The sequence below is a fragment of the Streptomyces sp. NPDC026672 genome, assembly GCF_040638185.1.
Taxonomy (GTDB): domain Bacteria; phylum Actinomycetota; class Actinomycetes; order Streptomycetales; family Streptomycetaceae; genus Streptomyces.
Window position 1 is genome coordinate 21052 of the sequence record NZ_JBEZXS010000054.1, and the last position, 22617, is coordinate 43668.

The 22617-nt window shown below is 71.8% G+C and carries 19 protein-coding genes; 8 read left to right on the plus strand and 11 right to left on the minus strand.

Annotation, left to right across the window (positions count from 1 at the left end; translation table 11 throughout):
• Nucleotides 1-110: 110 nt before the first annotated feature.
• The 8 genes from AB0F77_RS37820 to AB0F77_RS37855 form a co-directional block, all read right to left on the minus strand.
• Nucleotides 111-1115, minus strand: a complete 1005-nt coding sequence (locus AB0F77_RS37820) for a PfkB family carbohydrate kinase (RefSeq protein WP_361957643.1) — start codon at nucleotides 1113-1115, stop codon at nucleotides 111-113.
• The gene (locus AB0F77_RS37825) at nucleotides 1115-1801 is read right to left on the minus strand and encodes an HAD family hydrolase (RefSeq protein WP_361957646.1); all 687 of its coding nucleotides are present in this window, start codon (nucleotides 1799-1801) and stop codon (nucleotides 1115-1117) included. Before AB0F77_RS37825 ends, AB0F77_RS37820 begins: the two co-directional genes overlap by 1 nt.
• Before the next feature lie 47 nt (nucleotides 1802-1848).
• Nucleotides 1849-2889, minus strand: coding sequence for an LLM class flavin-dependent oxidoreductase (locus AB0F77_RS37830; RefSeq protein ID WP_361957649.1), 1041 nt, complete (start codon nucleotides 2887-2889; stop codon nucleotides 1849-1851).
• 6 nt (nucleotides 2890-2895) lie between these two features.
• Nucleotides 2896-4521, minus strand: a complete 1626-nt coding sequence (locus AB0F77_RS37835) for an acetolactate synthase (RefSeq protein ID WP_361957652.1) — start codon at nucleotides 4519-4521, stop codon at nucleotides 2896-2898.
• A 149-nt stretch (nucleotides 4522-4670) separates the two neighbouring features.
• Complete coding sequence (locus AB0F77_RS37840; protein WP_361957655.1) at nucleotides 4671-4877, minus strand: hypothetical protein; 207 nt, start codon at nucleotides 4875-4877, stop codon at nucleotides 4671-4673.
• A complete protein-coding gene (locus AB0F77_RS37845) occupies nucleotides 4874-6235 on the minus strand; it encodes an AMP-binding protein (protein ID WP_361957658.1) in 1362 nt (453 codons plus the stop codon). The genes AB0F77_RS37840 and AB0F77_RS37845 overlap by 4 nt, the downstream gene beginning before the upstream one ends.
• Before the next feature lie 36 nt (nucleotides 6236-6271).
• The gene (locus tag AB0F77_RS37850; protein ID WP_361957661.1) at nucleotides 6272-7564 is read right to left on the minus strand and encodes an acyl-CoA dehydrogenase family protein; all 1293 of its coding nucleotides are present in this window, start codon (nucleotides 7562-7564) and stop codon (nucleotides 6272-6274) included.
• A 320-nt stretch (nucleotides 7565-7884) separates the two neighbouring features.
• Entirely contained in the window at nucleotides 7885-9024 is a 1140-nt protein-coding gene (locus AB0F77_RS37855) for an MFS transporter (protein WP_361957664.1), read from the minus strand.
• A gap of 586 nt (nucleotides 9025-9610) precedes the next feature.
• Here AB0F77_RS37855 and AB0F77_RS37860 point away from each other — a divergent pair.
• The 5 genes from AB0F77_RS37860 (at nucleotide 9611) to AB0F77_RS37880 (ending at nucleotide 15818) form a co-directional block, all read left to right on the plus strand.
• The gene (locus tag AB0F77_RS37860; RefSeq protein ID WP_361957667.1) at nucleotides 9611-10789 is read left to right on the plus strand and encodes a phosphoribosylaminoimidazolecarboxamide formyltransferase; all 1179 of its coding nucleotides are present in this window, start codon (nucleotides 9611-9613) and stop codon (nucleotides 10787-10789) included.
• A gap of 15 nt (nucleotides 10790-10804) precedes the next feature.
• On the plus strand, nucleotides 10805-12049 hold the full coding sequence (locus AB0F77_RS37865) for a MalY/PatB family protein (protein WP_361957670.1): 1245 nt from the start codon (nucleotides 10805-10807) through the stop codon (nucleotides 12047-12049).
• 64 nt (nucleotides 12050-12113) lie between these two features.
• Nucleotides 12114-12632 carry a (2Fe-2S)-binding protein gene (locus AB0F77_RS37870; RefSeq protein WP_361957673.1) on the plus strand — a complete coding sequence of 173 codons (519 nt, stop codon included), beginning with the start codon at nucleotides 12114-12116 and terminating at the stop codon, nucleotides 12630-12632.
• Entirely contained in the window at nucleotides 12625-13629 is a 1005-nt protein-coding gene (locus AB0F77_RS37875) for a xanthine dehydrogenase family protein subunit M (protein WP_361957676.1), read from the plus strand. Before AB0F77_RS37870 ends, AB0F77_RS37875 begins: the two co-directional genes overlap by 8 nt.
• A 5-nt stretch (nucleotides 13630-13634) precedes the next feature.
• Nucleotides 13635-15818, plus strand: a complete 2184-nt coding sequence (locus AB0F77_RS37880) for a xanthine dehydrogenase family protein molybdopterin-binding subunit (RefSeq protein ID WP_361957679.1) — start codon at nucleotides 13635-13637, stop codon at nucleotides 15816-15818.
• A gap of 26 nt (nucleotides 15819-15844) precedes the next feature.
• Here AB0F77_RS37880 and AB0F77_RS37885 read toward each other — a convergent pair whose 3' ends face one another.
• The 3 genes from AB0F77_RS37885 to AB0F77_RS37895 all read right to left on the minus strand — a co-directional run bounded on the left by AB0F77_RS37885 (nucleotide 15845) and on the right by AB0F77_RS37895 (nucleotide 17957).
• A complete protein-coding gene (locus AB0F77_RS37885) occupies nucleotides 15845-16102 on the minus strand; it encodes a chorismate mutase (RefSeq protein WP_361957682.1) in 258 nt (85 codons plus the stop codon).
• Nucleotides 16103-16123: 21 nt separating this feature from the next.
• Nucleotides 16124-16738, minus strand: coding sequence for an NAD(P)H-dependent oxidoreductase (locus AB0F77_RS37890; protein ID WP_361957684.1), 615 nt, complete (start codon nucleotides 16736-16738; stop codon nucleotides 16124-16126).
• Nucleotides 16739-16922: 184 nt separating this feature from the next.
• Nucleotides 16923-17957 carry a hypothetical protein gene (locus AB0F77_RS37895; RefSeq protein ID WP_361957687.1) on the minus strand — a complete coding sequence of 345 codons (1035 nt, stop codon included), beginning with the start codon at nucleotides 17955-17957 and terminating at the stop codon, nucleotides 16923-16925.
• A 469-nt stretch (nucleotides 17958-18426) separates the two neighbouring features.
• Here AB0F77_RS37895 and AB0F77_RS37900 point away from each other — a divergent pair, with 469 nt between their 5' ends.
• The 3 genes from AB0F77_RS37900 to AB0F77_RS37910 are packed head-to-tail and all read left to right on the plus strand — an operon-like array spanning nucleotide 18427 to nucleotide 21886.
• Complete coding sequence (locus AB0F77_RS37900; protein WP_361957690.1) at nucleotides 18427-20145, plus strand: WD40 repeat domain-containing protein; 1719 nt, start codon at nucleotides 18427-18429, stop codon at nucleotides 20143-20145.
• A gap of 7 nt (nucleotides 20146-20152) precedes the next feature.
• Nucleotides 20153-20839: a GTP cyclohydrolase II RibA gene (gene ribA, locus AB0F77_RS37905; protein ID WP_361957693.1), complete on the plus strand. Its 687-nt coding sequence runs from the start codon at nucleotides 20153-20155 to the stop codon at nucleotides 20837-20839.
• Between the two features lie 33 nt (nucleotides 20840-20872).
• Nucleotides 20873-21886, plus strand: coding sequence for an SUMF1/EgtB/PvdO family nonheme iron enzyme (locus AB0F77_RS37910; RefSeq protein ID WP_361957696.1), 1014 nt, complete (start codon nucleotides 20873-20875; stop codon nucleotides 21884-21886).
• The last annotated feature ends 731 nt before the right edge of the window (nucleotides 21887-22617 follow it).

Consider the following 22617-nt stretch of genomic DNA (forward strand, 5'->3'; position numbering starts at 1 on the left):
ATTCGAACGGGACTGCCAAGCACTCGTATTTTCACCGGAATTCGGGCAGCCGATATCGCCGCACCGTTCTTCCGGCCGTCGCCGAAAAGATCGTGCTGAAGAAATTCCTTTCACTCGGAAATTCGGGAATCCCGGGCCGGTCGCGGCACGGGGGCACGCGCCTGCCGCACCCCCAGGACCGCATGCGCCCGCTCCGCGCCCAGGCCGAGGCACGCGGAGTGCTCCAGTTCGGAGAGCAGGCCGTACAGGAAGCCCCCGGCGAACGCGTCACCGGCGCCGATCGCGCTCATGACCGGACCGCCCCGCGCCGTGACCCGGTGACGGCCTCCCGGGCCGTGGGCCACCGCGCCGCCCGGACCCAGCGTGACGACGCCGAGCATGCCGTGCCCGGCGAGCACCGCGGCCGCCGCCTCGGCGTCGTCCGTCCCGGTGAGCGCCATGGCTTCCGCCCCGTTGCCGAGGACGACGTCCACCCCGGCTGCCAGCACCTGCGCGAAACGCCGCCGCTGCGCGCGGACGAGCCGCCGGTCGGAGAGCGCGAGGACGCGGGCGGCCCCGAGCGCGGCGGCGCGCCGCAATGCCTCCACGACCGCTTCGCACCCCTCCTCGGAGGCCAGCAGATAACCCTCGGCCAGCACTCCCTGCCAGGACCCGTCACCGGCCAGGCACGCCTCCACCGCCCCGGGCAGCAGCCGCAGCCGCCACCGCTCGCCCTGCCATATGAGGAAGGACCGTTCGCCGTCCGGGAGCAGCAGCACCAGGCACCGGCCGGTCCGCCCCCGACCCGGGGAGGGGGCCGGCACGGTCACCCCGCGTACGGCCAGGTCGTCCCGGATCGCCCGAGCGAGCGGGTCGTCCATCGACGCCGTGGCGAGCACGGCCCGCCCGCCGCCGGCCGCGAAGGCCACGCAGGTGTTCGCGGCACTGCCGCCTGCCGACACCACCGGCCGCGCACCCTCTCCTTCGAGCCGGGCCAGTACCTTCTCCAGCGCCTCGAGTTCCAGGAATCCCGCGGTGCCCGGTGCCACCCCCAGCCGCTCGCACACCTCAGGCCCGACCGGGACCACCAGGTCGGCGAGCGCGTCCCCCAGCGCGACCAGGCCCGCGGGCGCCATCAGAAGTGCTCCACCAGATCGGTGAAGCGGAGCACCGACAGCAGCCGGTCGGCGGTCTCCGGGAACGGGTGGTGCTCCAGTGCCCAGGTGTCGGCGTGCGGCACGTACACCGCGCCCAGTCCGGCGGCGAGCGCCGGTACGATGTCCGACTTGGGGGAGTTGCCGATCATCCAGGTCTTCGCGCTGTCCGCCCGCACGTCCCGGACCACCGTGGTGTACGTCTCGACCGTCTTCTCCGGCACGATGATGATCTCCTCGAACAGCGGGCCGAGCCGCGAGCGTTCCACCTTCGCCGCCTGCTCCTCGTGGTCTCCCTTCGTCAGCAGGATCAGCCGGTGCCGGGTGCGGAGGTCGGCCAGTGTCTCCTCGACGCCCTGGATCAGCACGGGTTCCTGACGCAGGATCCGCTCCCCGAGTTCGGCGATCGCCCTGCCGTGGTCGTCCGGCGCCTTGGTGTCGTGCAGTTGCTCGTAACAGTCGTGCAGGCTGCGTACGAAACTCCTCGCGCCGTAGCCGTGCACCTGGCAGTTGGCCCTCTCGATGTCGTCAAGGACGCGGCGCAGTTCGACCCTTGTGAGCACCTCGTGCCGCAGCAGATCGAGGAACTCCTCGATCGCCTGCTCGAAGTAGATGTTGTTCTCCCACAAAGTGTCGTCGCCGTCGATGAGAAGACAGTGATCCACCATCAAGAAGACCTCCCGGCCCCGTCGTTCGATGTCTGGGTGAACCTTCATTACATCAACTTGGGGATCACCTCTTCGGTCAGCAGCAGGAAGGAGCCGTGGCTCAGTGGAGAGCACAGCAGGTAGTGCAGACCGATCTCCTGCTGAAGGGCCCTGATCCGTTCGACGACCCGTCCCGGGCTGCCGTGGATCACGACGTCGTCCACGTAGCGCTCCACACGGTCCCGGGTGTCCTGCTCCGCTCCGGGCGCCCCGGCCGGGCGGATGCTCCTGGAGTAGCCGCGCCGGGCCGGATCGCTCATGGACGCGACGGTCCACCGCGCGCCGCGCACGGCGATCTCCCGTGCCTCCTCGTCGGTGGGCGCCACGGCGATGAGGCGCGCCATGGGAATGACCCGGCCCTCGACCGGGTGCCCGGCGTCCGCGAGACCGCGGCGGTAGGCCCGGTACTTCACGCCGATGTCACCGTGGCTGGAGTGCGGGTCCATCAGGATCGAGTGCCCGGCGGACGCCGCCCAGGCGACGGCCTCCGGCGAGGAGGCGGCCATCCACACGGGTGGGTGCGGCCGCTGGAGCGGCTTGGGCAGCACCTCGATCCCGTCGAAGGAGTGGAACTCGCCGCGATACGTGACGTGTTCGTCCCGCCACGCCGCGAGGACGATGTCCACGTTCTCGCGGAACAGCGCGTAGCTGCGTTGCAGATCGAGCCCGAACACCCCGAACTCGGTCGGGTCGTTCCCGCGCCCGGCACCCCAGTTGACCCGGCCGCCGGACAGGACGTCCAGCAGCGCGATCTCCTCGGCCAGCCGCAGCGGATGGTGCATCGCGGCCAGTGAGACGGCGGTGCCGATGCGCAGCCGTTCGGTGCGGGCGGCCACCATCGCCCCCATCACGCTCACCGACGGCGTGACCGAGAAGGTGGAGAAGTGGTGCTCGGCCAGCCACACCGCGTCGTAGCATCCGGACCGTTCCATGACGTCGATCCGCTCCAGCGCGCGGCGGTAGACGGTCCCCAGCGGCACCCTGCGGCCGGGCCAGGAGAAGAACTGCAGTACGCCGAAGCGAAGTCGGCCGTTGACTGCTGTCGTCATAACCAGTCACCCCAGTTTCGCCGAGCGCCTGTAGGCCACCTCGGGGTCGGTGAGTACGTTGACGAGGTACGGACGCCCCGCCGCGAAGGCACGACGCAGGGCCGGAGCGATGTCCCGCGGGTCGGCGACGGTTTCGCCCGCCCCGCCGAGCGCCTCGACCACCTGGTCGTAGCGGCAGCCCGGCCGGAGATCCGCGGCCACGTCCGAGCCGTAGAGTGTGCGCATGGGGTGCTTCTCCAGCCCCCAGATCCCGTTGTTGCCGACGACCATCACCACCGGCAGCCGGTGCCGGACCAGCGTGTCGACGTCACCCGCCGAGAAGCCGAACGCCCCGTCCCCCAACAGGAGCACCACCTGCCGGTCCGGGTACCGCAGCCGGGCCGCGACGGCATGGCCGATGCCGCTGCCGAGACAGCCGAACGGCCCGGGGTCGAGCCAGTGTCCGGGCAGGTGCGAGTCCAGCAGCCTGCCCGCGTACGACACGAAGTCGCCGCCGTCCCCGATGACGACGGCGTCGTCGTCGAGCTGGGCCCTCAGCTCCCCGATGACACGAGCCGGATGGATGGGATCGCTGGTGCTCTCGAGTTCCAGCCGCTCGGTGCGGCGGCGGCTGCGCTCCAGCCCGCGCAGCCGGTCCAGCCATTCCTCGTGGTCCACCCGGCGTCCCGGCCAGGTCGCCATGCCGTCGAGGATCTCCCGCAGGTCGCCGGCCGGGGCGGCGGCCGTGGGCACATGGGTGGCCCGCAGACCGGGGTGATCGACGGCATGGACGACGCGCGCGTCCTCGAACCGCCCGAACGACAGCCGGAAGTCGAGCGGCGTACCGACCACCACGACCACGTCCGCCTCCCGCAGCGCGTCCCTGGTCCGGCTGAAGGCCAGCTCGTGGCGGGCGGGCAGACAGCCCCGGCCCTGTCCGTTCATGAACGTCGGCACACGCAGTGACTCGGCGCAGTGGCGCAGCGACTCCGACGCGCCGCCCCACCAGACGTCGCTGCCGGCCACGAGGACCGGACGGCGTGCGGTGGCCAACAACTCCGCGGCCCTGGCGACTTCATCCGGATCGGGCGACAACCGGGCGGCCGGGAGCGGCGGCAGCAGCGTTGTCGTGGCCCGCCGGTGCAGCACGTCGATGGGGACGTCGAGGAACACCGGACCGCGGTGCGCGGTGACCGCCGTCGCCGTGAGCGCCCGCAGCTCGCCGGGTATCTCCTCCGTCGCGGTGACGGTCCTGGCCTCCTTGGACACCGGCGTCACCAGGGGCACGTGGTCGAACTCCTGCAAGGAGCCCGAGCCCCAGCGCCGCTGGGAGGCCCGGCCGGCCAGCACGACCACGGGCGCGCCGTTGGCCTGGGCCGCCGCCAGTCCGCTGATGCCGTTGGTGACACCTGGACCGGCGGTGAGCAGCGCCACCGCGGGACGGCGGGTGAGCCTGGCGTACCCCTCCGCCGCGAAGACCGCCGTCTGCTCGTGGCGGACGTCGACGACCCGCATCCCCGCGGCCGCCGCCGCGTGCAGGACGGAGAAGATGTGACCGCCCGACAGGGTGAACAGGGTGTCCACCCCCTGCGCCCGCAGGGCCGCGACCGCGAGTGCCCCGCCCTCTCCCTCGATCGACCGCGTCTCACTCACAGCGGCCCCGTACGCGCGCACCGGGGAGGACGACCGGGTCGGCCTCCGGGGCGCAGGCCCATAAGGCGGGTACGTCCCCCTCGCCGTCCGGAACGGCGGACTGCGCTCTCATCGCGGCCCAGCGCCCTCGCGCCCCGGCCGACGGCGCTTCACAGGACGACATGGTCGAGGTGCCGCGGTTCCATGTCGAGACCGTTCATGACCTGCCACAGGCAGGCCAGGGCCTTGAGCACGTTGCGCTTCTGATAGGGAGCGAGCTCGCCGGAGTGATTCTCGACGAGGCGGCACAGGGCTTCGTAGACGACGACCACTTCCTCCTCGGGACCACTGAGCCGGGTTCCCAGACGATTCCTCACCTTGCGGCCTCCCTCGCTTCACCACTACCGACGACGACCCGTTCGTCCAGCACCCGCCGTGCCTTGAGTTCGAAGCGCGGCAGCGAACCCGCCGCGACCTCGCGGACGCCGAAACGCAGGCCGCCCACGGCGTCGCTGAGGGACTTCGCGAGGTCCGCGGCCAGCCGCCCGTCGACGCCCCGGTGTCCGGGGACCTCGATGAGCACGTCGATCTCCTCGCGGATGCCCTCCCTGGTGTGCAGATGGATCTGGAACTCGTCGATCTGCGGGTACTCCCGCACGATGCTCTCGATCGCCCGCGGGTAGACGTTGGTCCCGCGGACCAGGAGCATGTCGTCGACCCGGCCCAGGACGCCGCCGTCGTACAGGTCCCACGTCCGCCCGCAGCGGCACCGTTCGCCGGGGACCCGCACCACGAGGTCCCGCGTCCGGTACCGGAGCAGCGGGATGGACCCGCGGCCGAACGAGGTCACGACGCGCTCGCCCGGCTCCCCGTACGGAACGGGTTCCCCGGAGGAGGGGTCGACGACTTCCTCCAGGAAGTTGTCCTCGATGATGTGACCCCCGCCGGGCCGGCCCTCGCACTCGAACATGAAGACGGTGCCGAGTTCGGTCATCCCCGCGGTGTCCGCGGTGCGGGCACCCCATTCGGTCTCGATGAGGCGCTTGGTGGCCGGTATCGACCCGGCGGGCTCCCCGGACAGGACGATGCGCCGCACCGGGCCCGCGCTCAGGTCGACACCGAGCCGCCGGGCCTCCTGGGCGAGACGGAGGGCGTAGGTGGGCGTCGAACACAGCACCGTGGCCTCGCTCTCCAGGATCTCGCGCAGCCGTGCCCCGGTGGTCATGTTGCCGCCGGGGAGCACCAGGCAGCCGATCTTCTCGCAGGCGTAGTGGGCACCCCAGAACCCGATGAAACCGCCGTAGCCGAAGGCGAGGAAGACCCGGTCCTCGGGGCGGACGCCGAAGCCCCACAGCCCGTAGCACCACATGTCCGCGATCCACTCCCAGTCCTCGAGCCCGTCGAGCACGCGGAGCGGGGTGCGTCCGGTCGTCCCCGAGGTGCGGTGCTGACGTACGGCGGTGGCGGGCGGAGCGGCCAGGAGATCACCGTGCGGCGGAGCGGCCGTCTGGGCGTCCATCCAGGCGTCGCGCGTGAAGAACGGTATCCGCCGGACGTCCGCGAGGGACGCGAGTTGCTCCGGGCGGACGCCCGCCTCGCGCAGGAGCCTGCCCTGCAGCCCCCGGGCGCCCAGCGCCCGGTTCACCGCGGTGCGCAGCCGGGCCAGTTGGAGCGCCTCGAGCTGCGGCCGGGGCATGGTCTCGTGACGAGGGTTCCAGTAACCGTTCGGGTCCAAGCCTGCTCCCTGGGGTCGGCTGATCCGGTCGTCGGCCTACTGCGTCTGCGTCCCCACCCGGAGGTCGCGGAAGGGCACGTCGCGGTCGGCCTCCGGCTCCCGGGGCAGGCCGAGCAGCCGTTCCCCGATGAGATTGCGCTGTATCTCGTCCGTGCCGCCCGCGATGGACAGCGACTGCACCGACAGGGCCATCTGCTGGAAGGTGCCGTCGCCGGTCGTCTCCGTTCCGGTGAGCATGCCTTCGGCGCCCAGCAGGGACAGGGCGATGTCGCGAGCCTGCCGCCCGGTGGCGGAGCCGACCAGCTTCCCCAGGGACGCGTCCGGTCCGGGGTTGTGTCCCCGTCGGCGCGCGGACCGGGCCTGCTGGTTGCGCAGGCGGTTGGTCTCCGCCGCCGCGTACACGGCAGCGAGCCGCTGGCGCACGACGGGGTCCTCGGACCGGCGCAGTTCGTGCGCGAGTCCGATCAGCGCGTCGGGTGAGCGGATCCCGCGGCGGACCCGCTCGGACCGCTCCGCCGCGCGGTGCTCCTCGGTCAGCTCCGCGATGGAGCGGTCCAGCATCCCGCCCCGCCGCCCGGGCCGGGCGACGCGCGCGGGTCGCAGCACGCCACCGCCGCCGACCTCTTCGCGTTCGTACGACAGACTGGCCGCGGCGAGCGGCCAGCCCTGGCCCACGGCACCGATGATCTGGTCGGCCGGCACCACCACATCGGTGAGGAAGACCTCGTTGAACGTGGTGCGGCCGTTCATCTGACGGATCGGCCGCACCTCGACGCCGGGCTGGTCGAGGTCGACGACGAAGAAGCTGATGCCCTTGCGCTTCGGGACGGAGGAGTCCGTACGGGCCAGGACCAGCCCGCGATCGGCGTCCTCGGCCTCCCTGGACCACACCTTCTGGCCGTTGAGCGTCCAGCGGTCACCGTCGCGGTGTGCCCGCAGTTGCAGGCTCGCCAGGTCCGAGCCCGCGCCGGGCTCGCTGAACAGCTGGCACCAGGACTCCGCGCCGGCGGCCAGCGCGGGGATCCAGCGGCGCTGCTGCTCGGGCGTGCCGTACTCCAGGAGGACGGGGCCGCCCACCATCTGCCCGACGCCGCCGGGCGGGCCGATCGCGCCGGCTCGCGCTATCTCCTCGGTCATCACCCTGGCGGCACGGCGGTCCAGACCGCGTCCCCCCATTCCGGAGGGCCAGGTGGGAAACGCGTATCCGGCCTCGGCGAGCAACCGCCACCACTCACCGACCGAGAGTTCCTCGCTCCAGTTCTCGCGGAGCCAGTCCCGTATCTCCTGCCGCAGTTCTTCGGTCGGCCAAGATTCCCGATTCCCTGTCACCTGTCGGTTACCTCCGACGAGTCGGTCAAGATTTTATTGCTCGCCTTGCCGCGGAAAATCCACCAACGCATCCGAGGAACCAGAACCGCGCGCGGCGGAACAGACGTGCACAACAAGACCGGGCGTGAACACGGCGATGATGCAACCGGGTGGAATATGCCACGTGGATGCCCGGTGCGCCGCCCAGTGTAGGGTCATCCAGTTGCGGAATCAAAGTGATCCAATTTTCTGGCTCATATCTGTCCACCGAGTGATCCGGTAGCGGGCCGATGCCGTTTTCGGCCACGTCCGGCCGATGGATATCCGGCCGTTCCTTCCGCTCAAACCGCCAGGCGCCGCACCGAGGAGCGCAGCAGAACCGTCCCGGTGGCGCAGACCGCCAGCACCGTGGGCGCCACCGCCCACCAGCCGCCCGCGACCAGCACCGCGAGGCTGACGAGCGGGGGACCGAGCAGCGAGCCGAGGCTGCCGATCTGCGCCAGGAGTCCGTTGGCGAGGTCCACGTCGGAGGTGTCCGAGACGATCGCCGGGATCATCGCGAACGCGGCGGCGACGACGAGTTCGTTGGCCAGTGCCACCAGCAGCGCGCCGACGGCGGCGAGAGCGACCCCACCGGAGTGCAGGAAGGCGAGGGCCGTGCCCAGCGGCATGAGCAGCGCGGCGGCGAACAGTCGGCGCACCGCCACCCCGCGCCGCAGCAGCCATCCGCTGAGGAACCCGCCGACGGTGCCGGCCAGCGAGACGACCCCGGTCAGGGTGCCCGCCGCCGCCGTGGGCACGCCCAGCGTCTCGTGCAGATAGGTGGGGAACAGGGACACCACCGCGACGATCGTGCCGCTGGCGGTGGCGAAGCCCGTGGCCAGCAGGAACGGCCGGCGCAGGCGGCGAATTCCGCGGCCCGCCCGGTCGGCCGGGGCCTTTGCCCTCGGCTCGTCGTCAGCGGCGGAGGCGGGCCGTCCGCCGAGTGTGAGCACGGCGGCGCTCCCGACGACCAGCAGGGTGCACGCTTCGATGACCAGCCAGGTCCGCCAGTCCGTCGCGGCCGACAGCAGGCCGCCCAGGAACAGGCCCAGCGCCAGGCCCACCGGGAAGTACGTGCCCCACGCCGCGAGCGCGGTGATCCGCCGTGGGCCGTCGCCCATGGCGATGATCAGCGCCGGTGCGGCCACGACGACGGCGACGTACCCGATCCCCTCCGCCAGACGCGCGGCGAGCATGGGCGTGAAGTGACCGGCTCTCGACTCCAGCAGCCCCGCCGCCGCCATGACGGCACAGCCGGCCAGCAGCGCCCTGCGGGGCGCGGAGCGGGCGACGAGATAACTCACGGGCAGTCCGAGCAGCGCGGCGACCGCGGTGATGGAGGAGGTGACCAGCGACATCTGGTCGAGGGAGAGGTTCAGTTCGGCGCGCAGGTCCACCGCGACCGGGGCCATTTTCCCCAGTCCGGTGGCGGCCAGCATCCCGCAGGAGTAGAGCAGCGTGAAGCGCCACCAGTACCGCGACGAAGACGCCGTCCCGCTCGACGGGCGCCGGTCACCCGACTGCTTGGTAATTGATCGTTTTGAGGTACACGAATTCGAGAGCGTATCCACGGCAGGGCCCCGAGGCAAGGTGGCTCCCTGCCATCGGACGGAGTCGATTCGGACAACGGCCCCGGGTGGCGGACGGCGAATCGTTTTGCCGTTGCCCGGCGGTCATGACAGCGAAATGGAGACGCAATCCGAGAGAACAGTGAAAGGGTGTTTTTCGGCCTCCGGACAGGAATCGGGGCAGGCACCCCGCAAGGGGCACCGAAGAATCGGGGTGCGCGCCCGGTAATGGGGATTCATCGCGTCGCGGGAGGGGTTGACGGCGACGCCGGGCTCCCGGTTACCTAGAACGCGGCCGGATCCCGCGGACGTCCGCGGCGATGGAGTGCGGTGGACCGGGGCAGAGCACCGGAGCTGCTCCACCGGTGGTCATTCCGATCTTTTCAGAAGGTTCGCACGACAGGCGTCGGGCGGCCGACGCCGGTGTTTTACCGGAGGAGCAGCAATGGTCGGTGACGTGACGCGTCTGCCGCTCAAGTACGGCCTGAACCCGCAGCAGGAGAATGCGGTGGCGGAAATGCCCGACGGCGGCCCGCTGCCCCTTTCCGTCCTGTGCGGCAGACCCTCCGTCGTGAACCTGCTGGACGCCCTGCAGGGCTGGCAGCTCGTGCGGGAGGCGAGCAGGGCGCTCGGACTCCCCGCGGCGGCGTCGATGAAGCACGTCTCGCCGGCCGGTGCGGCCGTCGCCGGTGAGGTCGACGCGGTCACCCGGGCGACGTTCCGGCTGGGCGACGAGGTGTCCGCCCTGGCCTCGGCCTACGCCCGCGCCCGCGACTGCGATCCGCGCTCGTCCTACGGCGACATGGTCGCTCTGTCGCACCCCGTCGACATGGCGACCGCGACCCTCCTGGCCCGGGTGGTGTCCGACGGTGTCATCGCACCCGCGTACGAGCCGGGCGTGGCCGAGATCCTCGCGCGGAAGAAACGGGGCACCTTCCTCGTGCTCCAGGCGGACCCGGCCTACGAGCCGCCCGCCGAGCAGGCCCGGGAGGTGTTCGGGGTCAGGATCGTCCAGGACACCGACCCGGTGTCGCTCGACGCGGCCTCCCTGGCCGAGGGCGTCGAGGGCGCCGTGCGCCCGACCGAACAGGAGATGGGCGACGCCCTGCTGGGGCTCATCACGGTCCGGTACACACAGTCCAACTCGGTGGCCTACGTCCACGACGGACGCACCATCGGGATCGGTGCGGGCCAGCAGTCACGGGTCGACTGCGTACGACTGGCGGGGGAGAAGGCCGACCGCTGGCGGCTCAGACGCCATCCGCTCCTGGCGGAGCCGGAGTTCCCGCCGGCCATGACGCTGCAGGACCGGGTGAACAGCGTGCTGCGGTTTGTCGAGGCCGGCCCGGACACGGAGCCGGAGCGCCCCGGCCCGGTGGGGTTCCCGGCTCTCGCGCTGCCGGCCGAGCCGCTGGATCCCGCCGAGCGACGCGCATGGCTGGCCGGGCACACCCCCTGCACCCTCGTCTCCGACGCCTACCTGCCCTTCCGTGACAACGTCGACGTCGCGGCCGGGCACGGGGTGCGCTGCATCGTCGAAGGCGGAGGGTCGGCGCGTGGCGGGGAGGTCGAAACCGCCTGCGCCGAACACTCCGTCGCACTGATCCGTACCGGACTGAGGCTGTTCAGCCACTGAGCCGTGGAGGCCCGTGTGGAAGCACAAGCACCGAACAGCACGCGCCCCGCCCCCCACGAGGCGGACCGGACCGTACCGTCCGGGTTCGACGACGACATCGACATCGACACGCTCCTGGAGCGGCAGAGCCTCAAATGGGGGCGGCACGGCCGGACGGTACTGGGCGCCTGGGTCGCCGAGATGGACTTCCCCGTCGCGCCCACCGTCCGCGCGGCCCTGCACGACGCGGTGGAGCGTGGCCAGACCGGCTATCCGCTCCGCGACATCCGTACCGGACTGCCCTCCGCCTGCTCGGACTGGCTCGCCCACAGCTTCGGCTGGTCGGTTCCGGCCGAGCGGATCTTCCTGATCCCCGACGTGCTGACGGGGGTCGGCCTCGGCATCGGCGCGTACAGCCACCCGGGCAGCGCCGTCGTGGTCCCCACCCCGGCGTACCCGCCCTTCTTCGAGGTCGTGGCGGCACAGGGCCGACGGGTTGTCGAGGTGCCGATGACCCAGGACGGCACACGGCTGTCGCTCGACATCGACGCCATCGACTCCGCCCTGGCCGAAGGCGCGGGAACCGTCCTCCTGTGCAACCCGCAGAACCCGGTGGGCAGGGTCTTCACCCGGCCGGAACTCCTCGCGCTCAGCCGCCGTGTGGCCGCGCGCGGCGCGCGGGTCGTCGCCGACGAGATCCACGCGCCCCTCACCTACCCGGGGCACGACCACGTTCCCTACGCATCCGTTTCGCCGGAAGCGGCCGAACACACCATCACCCTGACGTCCGCCGCCAAGGGCTGGAACATAGCCGGGCTCAAATGCGCCCAGGCCGTGCTGACCAACGACGACGACGTCCGGCGCTGGCGCGCCCTGCCCTTCCACTCCCGCCACGGGGCCAGCACCCTGGGCATCGTGGCCAACATCGCCGCCTACCGCGAGGGCGACCCGTGGCGCCGCGAGGTCCTGCGGCACCTGGACCGCAACCGCCGGTTCCTGGCACAGGTCCTGGACGCCGAACTCCCGCAGCTGCGCCACACGATGCCGGAGGCGACCTACCTGGCGTGGCTGGACTGCTCCTTCGCGGGCATCGACGACCCGGCCGGCCACCTGCTGCGGGACGCCCGTGTCCGCCTGAGCGACGGCTCCTTCTTCGGCGCGGCCGGACGGGGCTTCGTACGGCTCAACTTCGCCACGTCGCGGCCCCTGCTCGAACGCATCACCACGGCACTCGTCGACTCGCTCCGGAAGGCCGCACGTACGGGCCGGTCCCGGCCGTGACCCACAGCCCGGCACCGACGCTCCGCCCGTCGGGCGCCACCACAACCGACCGGAGGACCAGGACATGCCGGTGACGGACCACCGAGCACCGACCACGGCGCTCGCCCTCACGGTGAACGGGGCGACGGCCGCGTGCGACGTCGACCCGCGCGAGTCGCTGCTCGACGTCCTGCGCGAACGACTGGCGCTGACGGGTACCAAGAAGGGCTGCGACCACGGCCAGTGCGGTGCCTGCACCGTCCACCTCGACGGACGGCGCGTCCTGGCCTGTCTGACACCGGCCGTCCGGACCGGGGGCGCCGCGGTGACGACGATCGAGGGCCTGGCGGACCCGGACGGCACACCGCACCCGGTACAGCAGGCGTTCATCGACCACGACGCCCTGCAGTGCGGCTACTGCACACCGGGTCAGATCATGTCGGCGGTCGCCTGCCTGGCCGAGGGCCACACCGGTGACGACGAGATCCGGGAGTACATGAGCGGCAACCTCTGCCGGTGCGGGGCCTACCCGCAGATCGTGGCCGCGGTCCGTCAGGCGGCACGCGCGGCCGTCGGCCGACCGGGAAGCAGGCCACATGCGTGAGTTCACGTACACGGCCCCCCACACCCTCGGCCACGCCGTCGAGGCACTGGCCCGCGGCGGCGGCGACACGAAGGCCCTGGCCGGCGGCACCAGTCTGTACGACCTGATGAAGCTGGGTGTCGAGACGCCCGGCGCGCTGGTCGACGTCCGCGACCTGCCCGAGCTCGCCGGGTTCGACACCTCGCGACCGGACGAACTGGTATTCGGCGCCGGAGCCCGGATGGCCGACGTCGCCGAGGATCCGGTGCTCCTGCGGGACTACCCGGCCCTCGCCGAGTCCCTCGCCAAGGCGGCCTCCCCGCAGGTGCGCAACATGGCCACCGTGAGCGGCAACCTGCTGCAGCGCACCCGCTGCCCGTACTTCCGCGGCGGTCGGCCCTTCCCGTGCAACAAGCGTGAGCCGGGCAGCGGCTGCGCCGCGCGGGGAGGACCGGACCGGAGCCAGGCGGTGCTGGGCACGAGCGACGCGTGCACCGCCGCCTACCCCGGCGACTGGGCCGTGGCGCTGCTCGCCTTCGACGCCCGCCTCGACCTGTTGGGTCCCTCCGGGCGACGGACCATCCCGCTGTCCGCGCTGCACCGCGAACCCGCGGACAGACCCCATCACGAACACAGCCTCGCGACCGACGAACTGATCACCCGTATCCGGGTCCCCGTCACCACCGCGGGGCGCGGCTCCACCTATCACAAGGTCAGGGACCGGGAGTCGTTCGCGTTCGCGCTCGCCTCCGCCGCGGTGGCTGTCGAACTCGACGGCGACGGGACCGTCGTGGACTGCCGCATCGCGCTCGGTGGCCTCGCCACACGGCCCTGGCGCACTCCGGCCGCCGAGCGGTCACTGCTCGGCGGCCCGCTGACCGCCGACACCGCCGTGCGGGCGGGCCGGATCGCCCTGGCGGGCGCGCGCCCCGGAACCCGCAACGCCTTCAAGGTGGAACTCGGCGGTCGGACCGTCGCCCAGGCCCTCCGCATCGCCGCCGACCGGTGGGCCCGGTGAACGGCGTGCCACCCGCCTCCGAAGGGCGCGTCGACGCCTACGAGAAGGTGACCGGGCGGGCGCGTTACACCGCCGACCGCACCCGGCCCGGCCTGCTGCACGCCGCCCTGTCGACGGCGACGGTGGGACGGGGGCGCGTCGTCGGCGTCGACACCTCCGCGGCCCGCGCCGTCCCCGGAGTCCACCTGGTGCTGACCCGCCTCGACCGCGCCGAGGTACGGCCCCCTGGCTTCCCGGGCGGCGACGGGGGCTACGGATTCCAGAGCTTCCAGCCCCTGCTGGACGACCGGGTGGCCTACCGCGGCCAGCCCGTCGCCCTCGTCGTGGCGGACTCACCCCTCGCCGCGGAGGAGGCCGCCGCCCTCGTCGACGTCGTCCACCAAGGGGAACCCGTGGCGGTCACCCTCGACGGTGAGGGCGCCGAGACGGTGGCGCAGGCCCGGGCCCTGGAGCACCCGCGATTCGCGGACATCTCCCTGGGTGACGCCGAGGCGGTCTTCGCGCGCAGCCAGGTCCGGGTCGACGCGGTGTTCGACTTCGAGCCGCAGCACCATGTGCCGATGGAACTGCCGGCCACCATGGTCGAGTGGCGCGGCGCCACCCTGGTCGTGCACGAGAGCACCCAGAACACCAGCGCCGTACAGCACGGTCTGGCCCGCCAGCTGGGCATCGAGCCCGACCGGGTCGAGGTCGTCTCGCACCAGGTCGGGGGAAGCTTCGGGCAGAAGACCTGGCTACAGTCACATCTGGCACCGATGGCGGTGGCCGCCCGACGCCTGGGCAGGCCGGTGAGGCTCGTCATGCCCCGGTCGCAGACCTTTCACGCGACGACCTTCCGCCCCGCGAGCAGGCACCGTCTGCGGGTGGGGGCCGACCGCGCGGGGCGGCTGACCTCCATCGTGCACGAGGCCCGCCAACAGACCTCCCGCCACGACCTGTTCGGCGCCGACTTCCTCTCGATCACCTCACGTCTGTACGGCGTCCGGCACTACCGCGGTGTTCAGCGGCTGACGCGGACCGATGTGCAGACGCCCGGTTTCATGCGGGCGCCCTTCGAACACGCCGCCGCGTTCGCCCTGGAGTCGGCCGTCGACGAGATCGCGTACGCCACGGGCCGCGACCCGGTCGAGCTGCGCCTGGACAACGACACGGCGACCGATCCCGTGACCGGGCGGCCCTTCTCCTCGCGCCATCTCGCCGAGTGCCTGCGGCGGGGCGCGGCGCGGTTCGGCTGGGCGGCCCGGACCGCCGCGCCAGGGTCGATGCGGACCCCCGACGGATCCCTCGTCGGCTGGGGGGTCGCCGCCGGTGCCTACCGTGCCTCGGCGGCACCGGCCGCCGCCCGCCTGACGGCCCGGGCGAGCGGACGGATCACCGCGAACGTCACGGGCCACGAGATGGGACAGGGCCTCCGCACCGCCGTGGCGCGTGCCGTGGCCGCGGACCTCGGTATCGCGACCGGTCGAGTACGGACCGTCCTGGGGGACACCCGCGGGGTCCCCCAGCATCTGACCGCCGGATCGTGGGGTACCGCCAGCGCCCTGACGGCGGTTCACGCCGCCCTGCGTGAGCTGCGGGCCCGCCTCGGCGTGCCGGCCGGGGGACCGGTGGACCTGGCCGCGGCGGTCGCGGCGACGGGCCGCCGCGAGATCGAGGTCGAGACGCTCACACCGGCCCCCGGCCAGTCCGCGGAGGCCACCGCACGCATGCGGAACGGGGCGTCGGCCCCGGCCGGGCCCGTGTACCCCGAGTTCTCGGCCTTCAGCTTCATCGCTCACTTCGCCGAGGTCCGGGTGGACGCGGCCACCGCGCGGGTCACCGTGCCACGGGTGGTGAGCGTCGTCGACTGCGGCCGGGTCGCGAGTCCGGTGACCGCGGCCGGCCAGGTGCGCGGCGGCGTCGTGTGGGGTGTCGGTGCGGCGCTGCGGGAGGGCAGCGAGCCCGACCCCAGGTTCGGCGGCTTCGTCACCACGGACCTCGCCGAATACGTCGTCCCGGTCAACTCCGACATCGGCCGGATCGACGTCGAGTTCATCGACGAACCCGACTTCCGGCTCAACGCGCCGGGAGTCAAGGGGGTGGGGGAGGTCGCCTTCGTCGGCGCGGCCGCGGCCATCGCCAACGCGGTTCATCACGCCACCGGACGCCGTCCGCGCAAGCTGCCGATCCGGTGCGAGGACCTGCTGTGACCCGAACGCCCCGGACGCCCCGGACGTCAGGCGCGACCGCGCCGCATCAGCAGCAGCGTCAGGGCGAGGTTCGCGCCGCCCGACGTCAGCTGCCCGGCGTAGTACCGCACCATCTCGTTCTCCCGGGACAGGTCGGTACGCGGCAGCCCCGCCGCCTCCCTCGCCGCCGCGAGGATCCGTTCCTCGTCGATGAACTCGTGGACCAGCCCCACGATGCGGGCGCTGATCTCCGCCAGACGTTCCTCACGTCGACGCAGTGCGTCGGAGTCCTCGCGCGCGTCCATCCCGTTCCCTCGGTCCCGGAGTCAAAGAGAGAGGTGTTCCGTCGGTCCGGTGAGCTCCTGCCGCACGGCGGCGGCGCTCCAGCGCCTCGCGAATTCGACGACCTGCGCGGCCAGCGCGGTCAGTTGCCGCTCGCTGCCTACGTCGGTGCAGTCGCCGTCCGGTCCGAAACGCGAGGAGACGTCGTCCAGCGCGACCCCGAGCGGCGTGGGCCATCCCCGCAAGGCGTGGGTCACGTCGCGCAGCGCGGCCAGGGCGGTCACCGCACCCTGCCGTCCGTCCGAAACGGCGACGCAGCCGACGGCCCGTCCGCTGAGGTAGGGGCGCTCGTCCTTGCGCAGCTCTTCGAGGTGGTCGATGCCGTTCTTGACCAGCCCCGAGATGCCTCCGTGGTAGGAGGGGGTGGCAAGCAGCACGCCGTCCGCCTCGGCGACCGCCCGGACCAGCAGTCGCGCCTGAGGGCCGCGGAGGCCGCCCCGTGGGTCGTACAGCGGCATCAGCAGCCGCTCGCCGCCGAAGAGTTCGACCTCGGCCCCGAGCCGTTCCGCTTCGGCCAGGGCGACGCGGAGTGCGTTCTCCGCGGCCGAACGCGGCCGGGGAGAGCCTCCGATACCCACGACCTTCATGGTCTGCCGCATGTGAGCTCACTCATTTCGCATTCGGTTCGCCGGGACCCGGAGGAAAACCGGCGAGTGAAATAATAGGTGCGGTTCGTTACATTTTACGGATCTGCAACAAGCGCTCTCGTGAAGTGACTGAAAAACCTCGATCGGGGGCCTGAGTTCATCGGCCGCAGGCAGTGGAAAGGAATATCGCCGGTTTTCAGAAGGAGCCGGTCTCGCAGCGGCGGACCCAGTCGGTCGCCGCGATCGCGTACGCCGGATCGGGGACGAGCGCGTCCTCGCGTCGGCATGCCTCCACGTACTTGATGGCGTGCGGATCCTCGGTCGCCAGCGCCCGTTCGGAGAGCGTGTCGTAGTCCTGGGGCGGCTCCCCGGGCCGGTGCTCGCGTCGTCCGGTGCCGTAGGCACTGCGGATGGCGGCCGAGAAGCGGACCGCGGCGGCGACGCTCGGCCAGTGCAGATCGTGGGGCACGTACGGCAGGACCAGGCGTACCACCGCGGGCGCGGTGAGCGCGTGGACGAAGGCCATGGGTGTCTTGTGGTCATCGGTGAGATAGCTTTCGGCGGCGGCCCGGGTGAGCCGGCTCAGCATCCTGCCGGCGTCGTCCTCGGGGAGCAGGGAGTCCACGGTCGGCGCGAAGTCCGGTTCGAGCCACACCGTTTCGAGCCGGATCCTGAAGATCATGCCCATGCCCTGATCGCTGCGCAGCTTGGGGACGGCCGCCCACGCCCGTTCCAGGTTCCGCTCCCGCCGTGTCGACGGGGCCGCGGGAAGTTCCTGGTAGCGGGCGGCCCAGTAGCCGAGTCCGCGGGCGAGTTCCTCCAGACGCCACGGTGTACCGGCCTCCGTCAGCATCCGCACCGCGTGACCGGTACGGAGGACGCCGTGGCCCCCTCCCGCGGCGAAGCCCGGCAGCAGCCGCGGCCACCAGCGGGCGAGGACGTCGGTCCACGCGGCGCTGTCGAGTTCCCGCCGGAAGAACTCGGTCCAGTCCCCCAGGAGACGCATGTTGCCCAGGGCGGAACGCCAGTTGTCGTAGGTGATCTCCTGGAAGTGCCCGCACGTGTCGTCGTAGAGGAGCTTCCGGTACGAGGACACCCACGCCCCGATCGCCGCGGTGTGCCCGAGGCGGGCGAGGGACTCCGCGGCCATGGGCCCATGGTTGCTCACACCGGGGCCGAACTCGGGCCCGTAGCCGCCGAGATACCGCAGAGCGCCGTCCAGCTCGTCCACCGTGCCCCCTTAAGATCGCTTCCCTTCCATGGAAGGGCGCGGCCGTCCCTTCGGCAACAGGTGGGATATACATTGGCTCATTCCGGGGCGGCAGGACGGCTTATGGTTCCCGGACGTCGGGCGACGAGCCGATGTTTTTCGGCGACGGGCACGGAGAACGGCGATCTGTCCAGAGCCGGTTTTGTGCAGGCGGCGCCGTCGTCCCGAAGAAACGCGACCGTGCGATCTTGGCTCAATTCATGGGAAATTTCGGAGCCATGGCGGCACATGAAAAAGACAATTGCCTGACGGCGGTTGACGCGGGAATTTGCGATAACTACTGTCTGTCATCGGCCGTGATGCGGACCGTCATCCAGGCGCGGAGCCGGCTCGGCGTTTCGTCCCGTTCCTCCCCGCCGGGCGCCCGAGTCGACGGACTTCATTCGTGCCGTCACCGTTCCGTACCGACGCGTGACGACAGGAGGAGTTCATGATCAAACACATGTCGCCGATCAGCGGAATCGACGCCCATGGCAACCACGTGGTGACCACCGGCTACGACAACCGGGTCATCCTCTGGAACGCGACGACCCGCACGGCCCTCACCGAGGCACGCCACGACCACCTCGCCAACCAGTGCCGGTTCTCCCCCTCCGGTCGCATCGTCGTCACCTCGGGCAGCGACTACTCGGCCCGCTTGTGGTCCGTGCCCGACCTGCGGCTCATCACGGTCCTCACGGACCAGAAGGACGACGTGGAGATGGCCGTCGTCTCGCCCGACGAGGCCAGGGTGGCCACGGCGTCGCGCGACCACGTCGCGCGGATCTACGACCTGGACGGTCGGCTGATCCACCGCCTCCAGGGACACGAGGCCGACGTCCTCTCCGTCGAATGGGTGCGGGGCGGCGCCGAACTGGTCACCACGAGCGACGACGGCACCGTGCGTCGCTGGGACGCCGCCGACGGATCCCAGTTGAGCGTCGTCGACCTCGGGGACGTCGAGACGGACACGGTCGCGGTCCTGGACGTGGACCGCTTCGCGCTGGGCAACGACGAGGGAGAGCTGATCCTGGTCGGTCCGTCGGGTACCCGGCGCCACCGGGTGCACGACGCCGGGATCAAGCGTCTCGCCTACGACGCCGAGGAAGGCGTCCTGCTCAGTTCCAGCTACGACCGCACCGTACGGCTGTGGCGACTGGACCGGGACATGGATCCCGTGCACCTCCTGACGAGTGAGGTACCGGCCGAGGTCTGGCTCCGCTCCTGCGCCAAACTGGACTCCACCCACTGGGTCTTCGGCACCTTCGGATCGAGTTACGCCGTGTTCGACCGGGAGGCCGGCAGCTGGGAACTGACCGCCGTCGAGCCCACCCCCGGCCTGAACGCCGTCGCCGCCACCCCCCTGGGACGGTTCACCGTCGGCGACAGCGGTACGGTCCGGCGCGAGGGCGAGGTGCTGACCGAACTCGGCAGCTGCTGCAACTTCATCACCCCGGTCGCGGGCACGGTCGTCAGCGGAGGCCAGCTCGGCGCCCTGTACGACGCGACCACCGGGGCCGTGCTCCACCAGCACCGTTCCCCGCTCAACTGCGCGGCCGTGCACACGACATCGGACGGTGACACGCTCGTCGTCGGCACCTACACCGGTGAGGCACTCGTCCTGCGGGACGAGACGGGCACCGGACTGAAACTGATCGGTGAGCAGCGCATCCAGCACAACGCCATCAAGGGCATGGCGGTCCAGGGCGACGTGCTCTTCAGTGTGTGCGCCACCGGCGCCGCGAGCTGGCACTCCCTGCCTGACCTGCGGTCCGTCGCCGGCCACGACGAGGCGCACACACGCATCGCCAACGGCGCGGCGGCCCTCCCCGACGGACGGTTCGCCAGCGTGGGCCGCGACCTGACCCTGAGGATCTGGAGCGCCGCGGGGGAACGCGAGGCCGTGGTGACGACTCCGCACCGCAACAGCATCAAGTGCCTAGCGGTCGACCCGCACACCGGCCTGATCGCGACGGGCGGCTACCACGGCCGGGTCGCCGTCTACGACCCGGGGACGGGGGAGTGGGTGGGCGACGAGCGCCCGACGACCGCGGGCATCTCCGCGCTCACCCCGTCCGGTTCACCGGGACGGTTCCTCGCCTCCTCCTACGACGGCCACGTGTACGACGTCCGGGCACAGACCTCCGTGACGTCCGACCGGGCCGGGTGAGCGGCCGATGACGACGACCGACGGGCCGGCGACGGCCCGACTGGCGAGTGCCCCTGTCCCGATCGGTGCCACCCGCATGCAGTTGACCGTCTTCGGACAGACAGGCCCGGACGGCCGCGAGACCGAAGAAGTGGTCACCCTGCGGACGATCGCGCCACGGAGCGAATCCGCGGCTCCGACGCTCGCACGCATCCACAGCGCCTGCTTCACCGGAGACGTCCTCGGCTCCGAGAAGTGCGACTGCGGCCCCCAGCTGTCCGCCGCGCTGGACGCCATCGTGCAGTCGTACAACGGCGTTCTCGTCTACATGCTCCGCCAGGAAGGGCGGGGCATCGGTCTGGCCAACAAGATCCGCGCCTATGCGCTGCAGTCGGCCGGGCACGACACCATCAGCGCCAACCTCGCTCTCGGCTTCCCGGCGGAGGGCCGGGACTTCCGGACGGCGGCGGACTGCCTGCGGCAACTGGGCATCACCCGGGTCCGGCTGATGACGAACAATCCACAGAAGGTCGGGCAACTCGCCGCCCAGGGCATCGTGGTCGAGGACCGGGTCCCGCTCGGCGGCTTCCGCACCCTCTTCAACGAGGAGTACCTCCGGGTCAAGGACCGGCGGATGGGTCACCTCGACGCGCTGGGCACGACCCGCCCGCTCACCGGCCTGCCGCTGGGTCTCTCACCTCGGGGGGCTCCGTGACCCCGGATTCCGTCCCCGGATCCCAGGAGCGACGTGACGTCCCACATCACGCACACCAATCTGGTCGACGCCGACATCAACTCCCTCACCGACCGGGCGGCGATGGGTCTGCCCGACGGCTACGTGGAGCCCAGGGCGGAGCGACTGAGGCACTTCGCGCAGATGGCCGGCCACCCGGTGTCCCGGCTGGCCGCACTCGTCGAGGACGCCTCGCTCACCCTCGAACACCGACTGGCGGCGGGCACCGTCCTGGCCCTCGCGGGCGACCCGCGGATCCGCGTGGACGATCCGGACATGGTGCGGGTCCCCGCGGGCCGGGCCCTCCTCGGCACGCCCGAGAGCGATGTCGACGCGCTGCACGCCGACTCCGCCCGGTTCGGAGTCCAGCGATCCTGGGTGGAGAAGGAATGCCCCCGCCACACACGGCGGATCGTGGCCTTCGGCATCGCCAGGTACCCCGTCACCAATGCGGAGTTCGCCGCCTTCCTCAAGGACACCGGCCATGCCGGGATACCGAGCAACTGGAACTTCGGCCGGTACGAGCCCGCCGCCGCCAACCACCCCGTGTACACGGTCGCGGCGGACAGCGCCGACGCCTACGCGGACTGGCTCGGCCGTCGCACCGGCCGCCGCTTCCGGCTGCCCACGGAACAGGAATGGGAGTACGCCGCGGCCGGGCCGAAGGGCCTGCGCCACCCCTGGGGAGACACCTGGAGCGCTCCGGCTGCCAACACCCTGGAGACCGGCCTGCTCATGACCAGCCCCGTCGGGGCCTTCCCCGAGGGCCGGTCGTGGTGCGGGGCCCTCGACATGGCAGGCAACGTCGAGGAGTACACCAGCAGCACGTACCGCCCCTACCCGGGAGGAAGACCGGTCCACGACGACCTGTACCTCAGGCTCGGCGCCTACCGCGTCGCCCGGGGCGGGGCCTTCAACCGGTTCCGCGACCTGGCCCGGTGCCAGCGCCGGCACGGTCCCTACCCGCGCTCGCTGTACGCGATGGGCTTCCGGCTGGCCGAGGACGTCCCGGCGTCCGGGGAGGACTGACGAGCGGTGGGCACCACTCATGTCTCGCCGGACCGGACCGTCCGTCACCTGCGGTGCGAAGGTTCACCCGGACCCGGTCGTCGGCCGGCTCTGCGCCCCGACCGGTGGGATCCGGGTCCGGGCCGCCGTCACCACCCGGCGGTCGCCCGACCGCGACGACGAGCCCGTTCCCGGCCTCCCCGGACCCTCCTCGCCCACCCGCGCCGCCGCGCCCGCCGACCGCCGCCTGGAGTCCGGACATCGTGCACCGGCACGACCCGAGGTCGTGACCACCCTGTCGGAGGAGCGGCGCGAGCGCCGGTGGCGTGGCCGATACGCCTTGGACCCGCACACCGTCGACGGCGCACCGTCGCCGAAGCCTTCGGCGCCCCGCCACCGCTCGACGACAGGACGGCCGTCACCATCGCCCCCGCCGACGACCTGTACACACCGACCTCCACCCCCGGAGACGCCGTGCGGCGCCCGCCGACCGGCGCCTGCGCTCCGGGCGCCCTGTACACACCGACTTCCGTGCTCGGAGACGCCGTGTGGTGTCCGCCGGGCGCGCCGACGGTCGGCGCCTGCGTTCCGGGCGACGGGTGCACACCGACTTCCGCGCCCGGAGGCGTCGTGTGGCGTCCGCCGGGCGCGCCGACGGCCGGTGCCTGCGCTCCGGCGCATCGTTTTCGAGGGGGTTCGCCACCGCCGGCCGACGCCGCCCGGCCTGCCACCGGAGCCTTGCCGAGCCGACC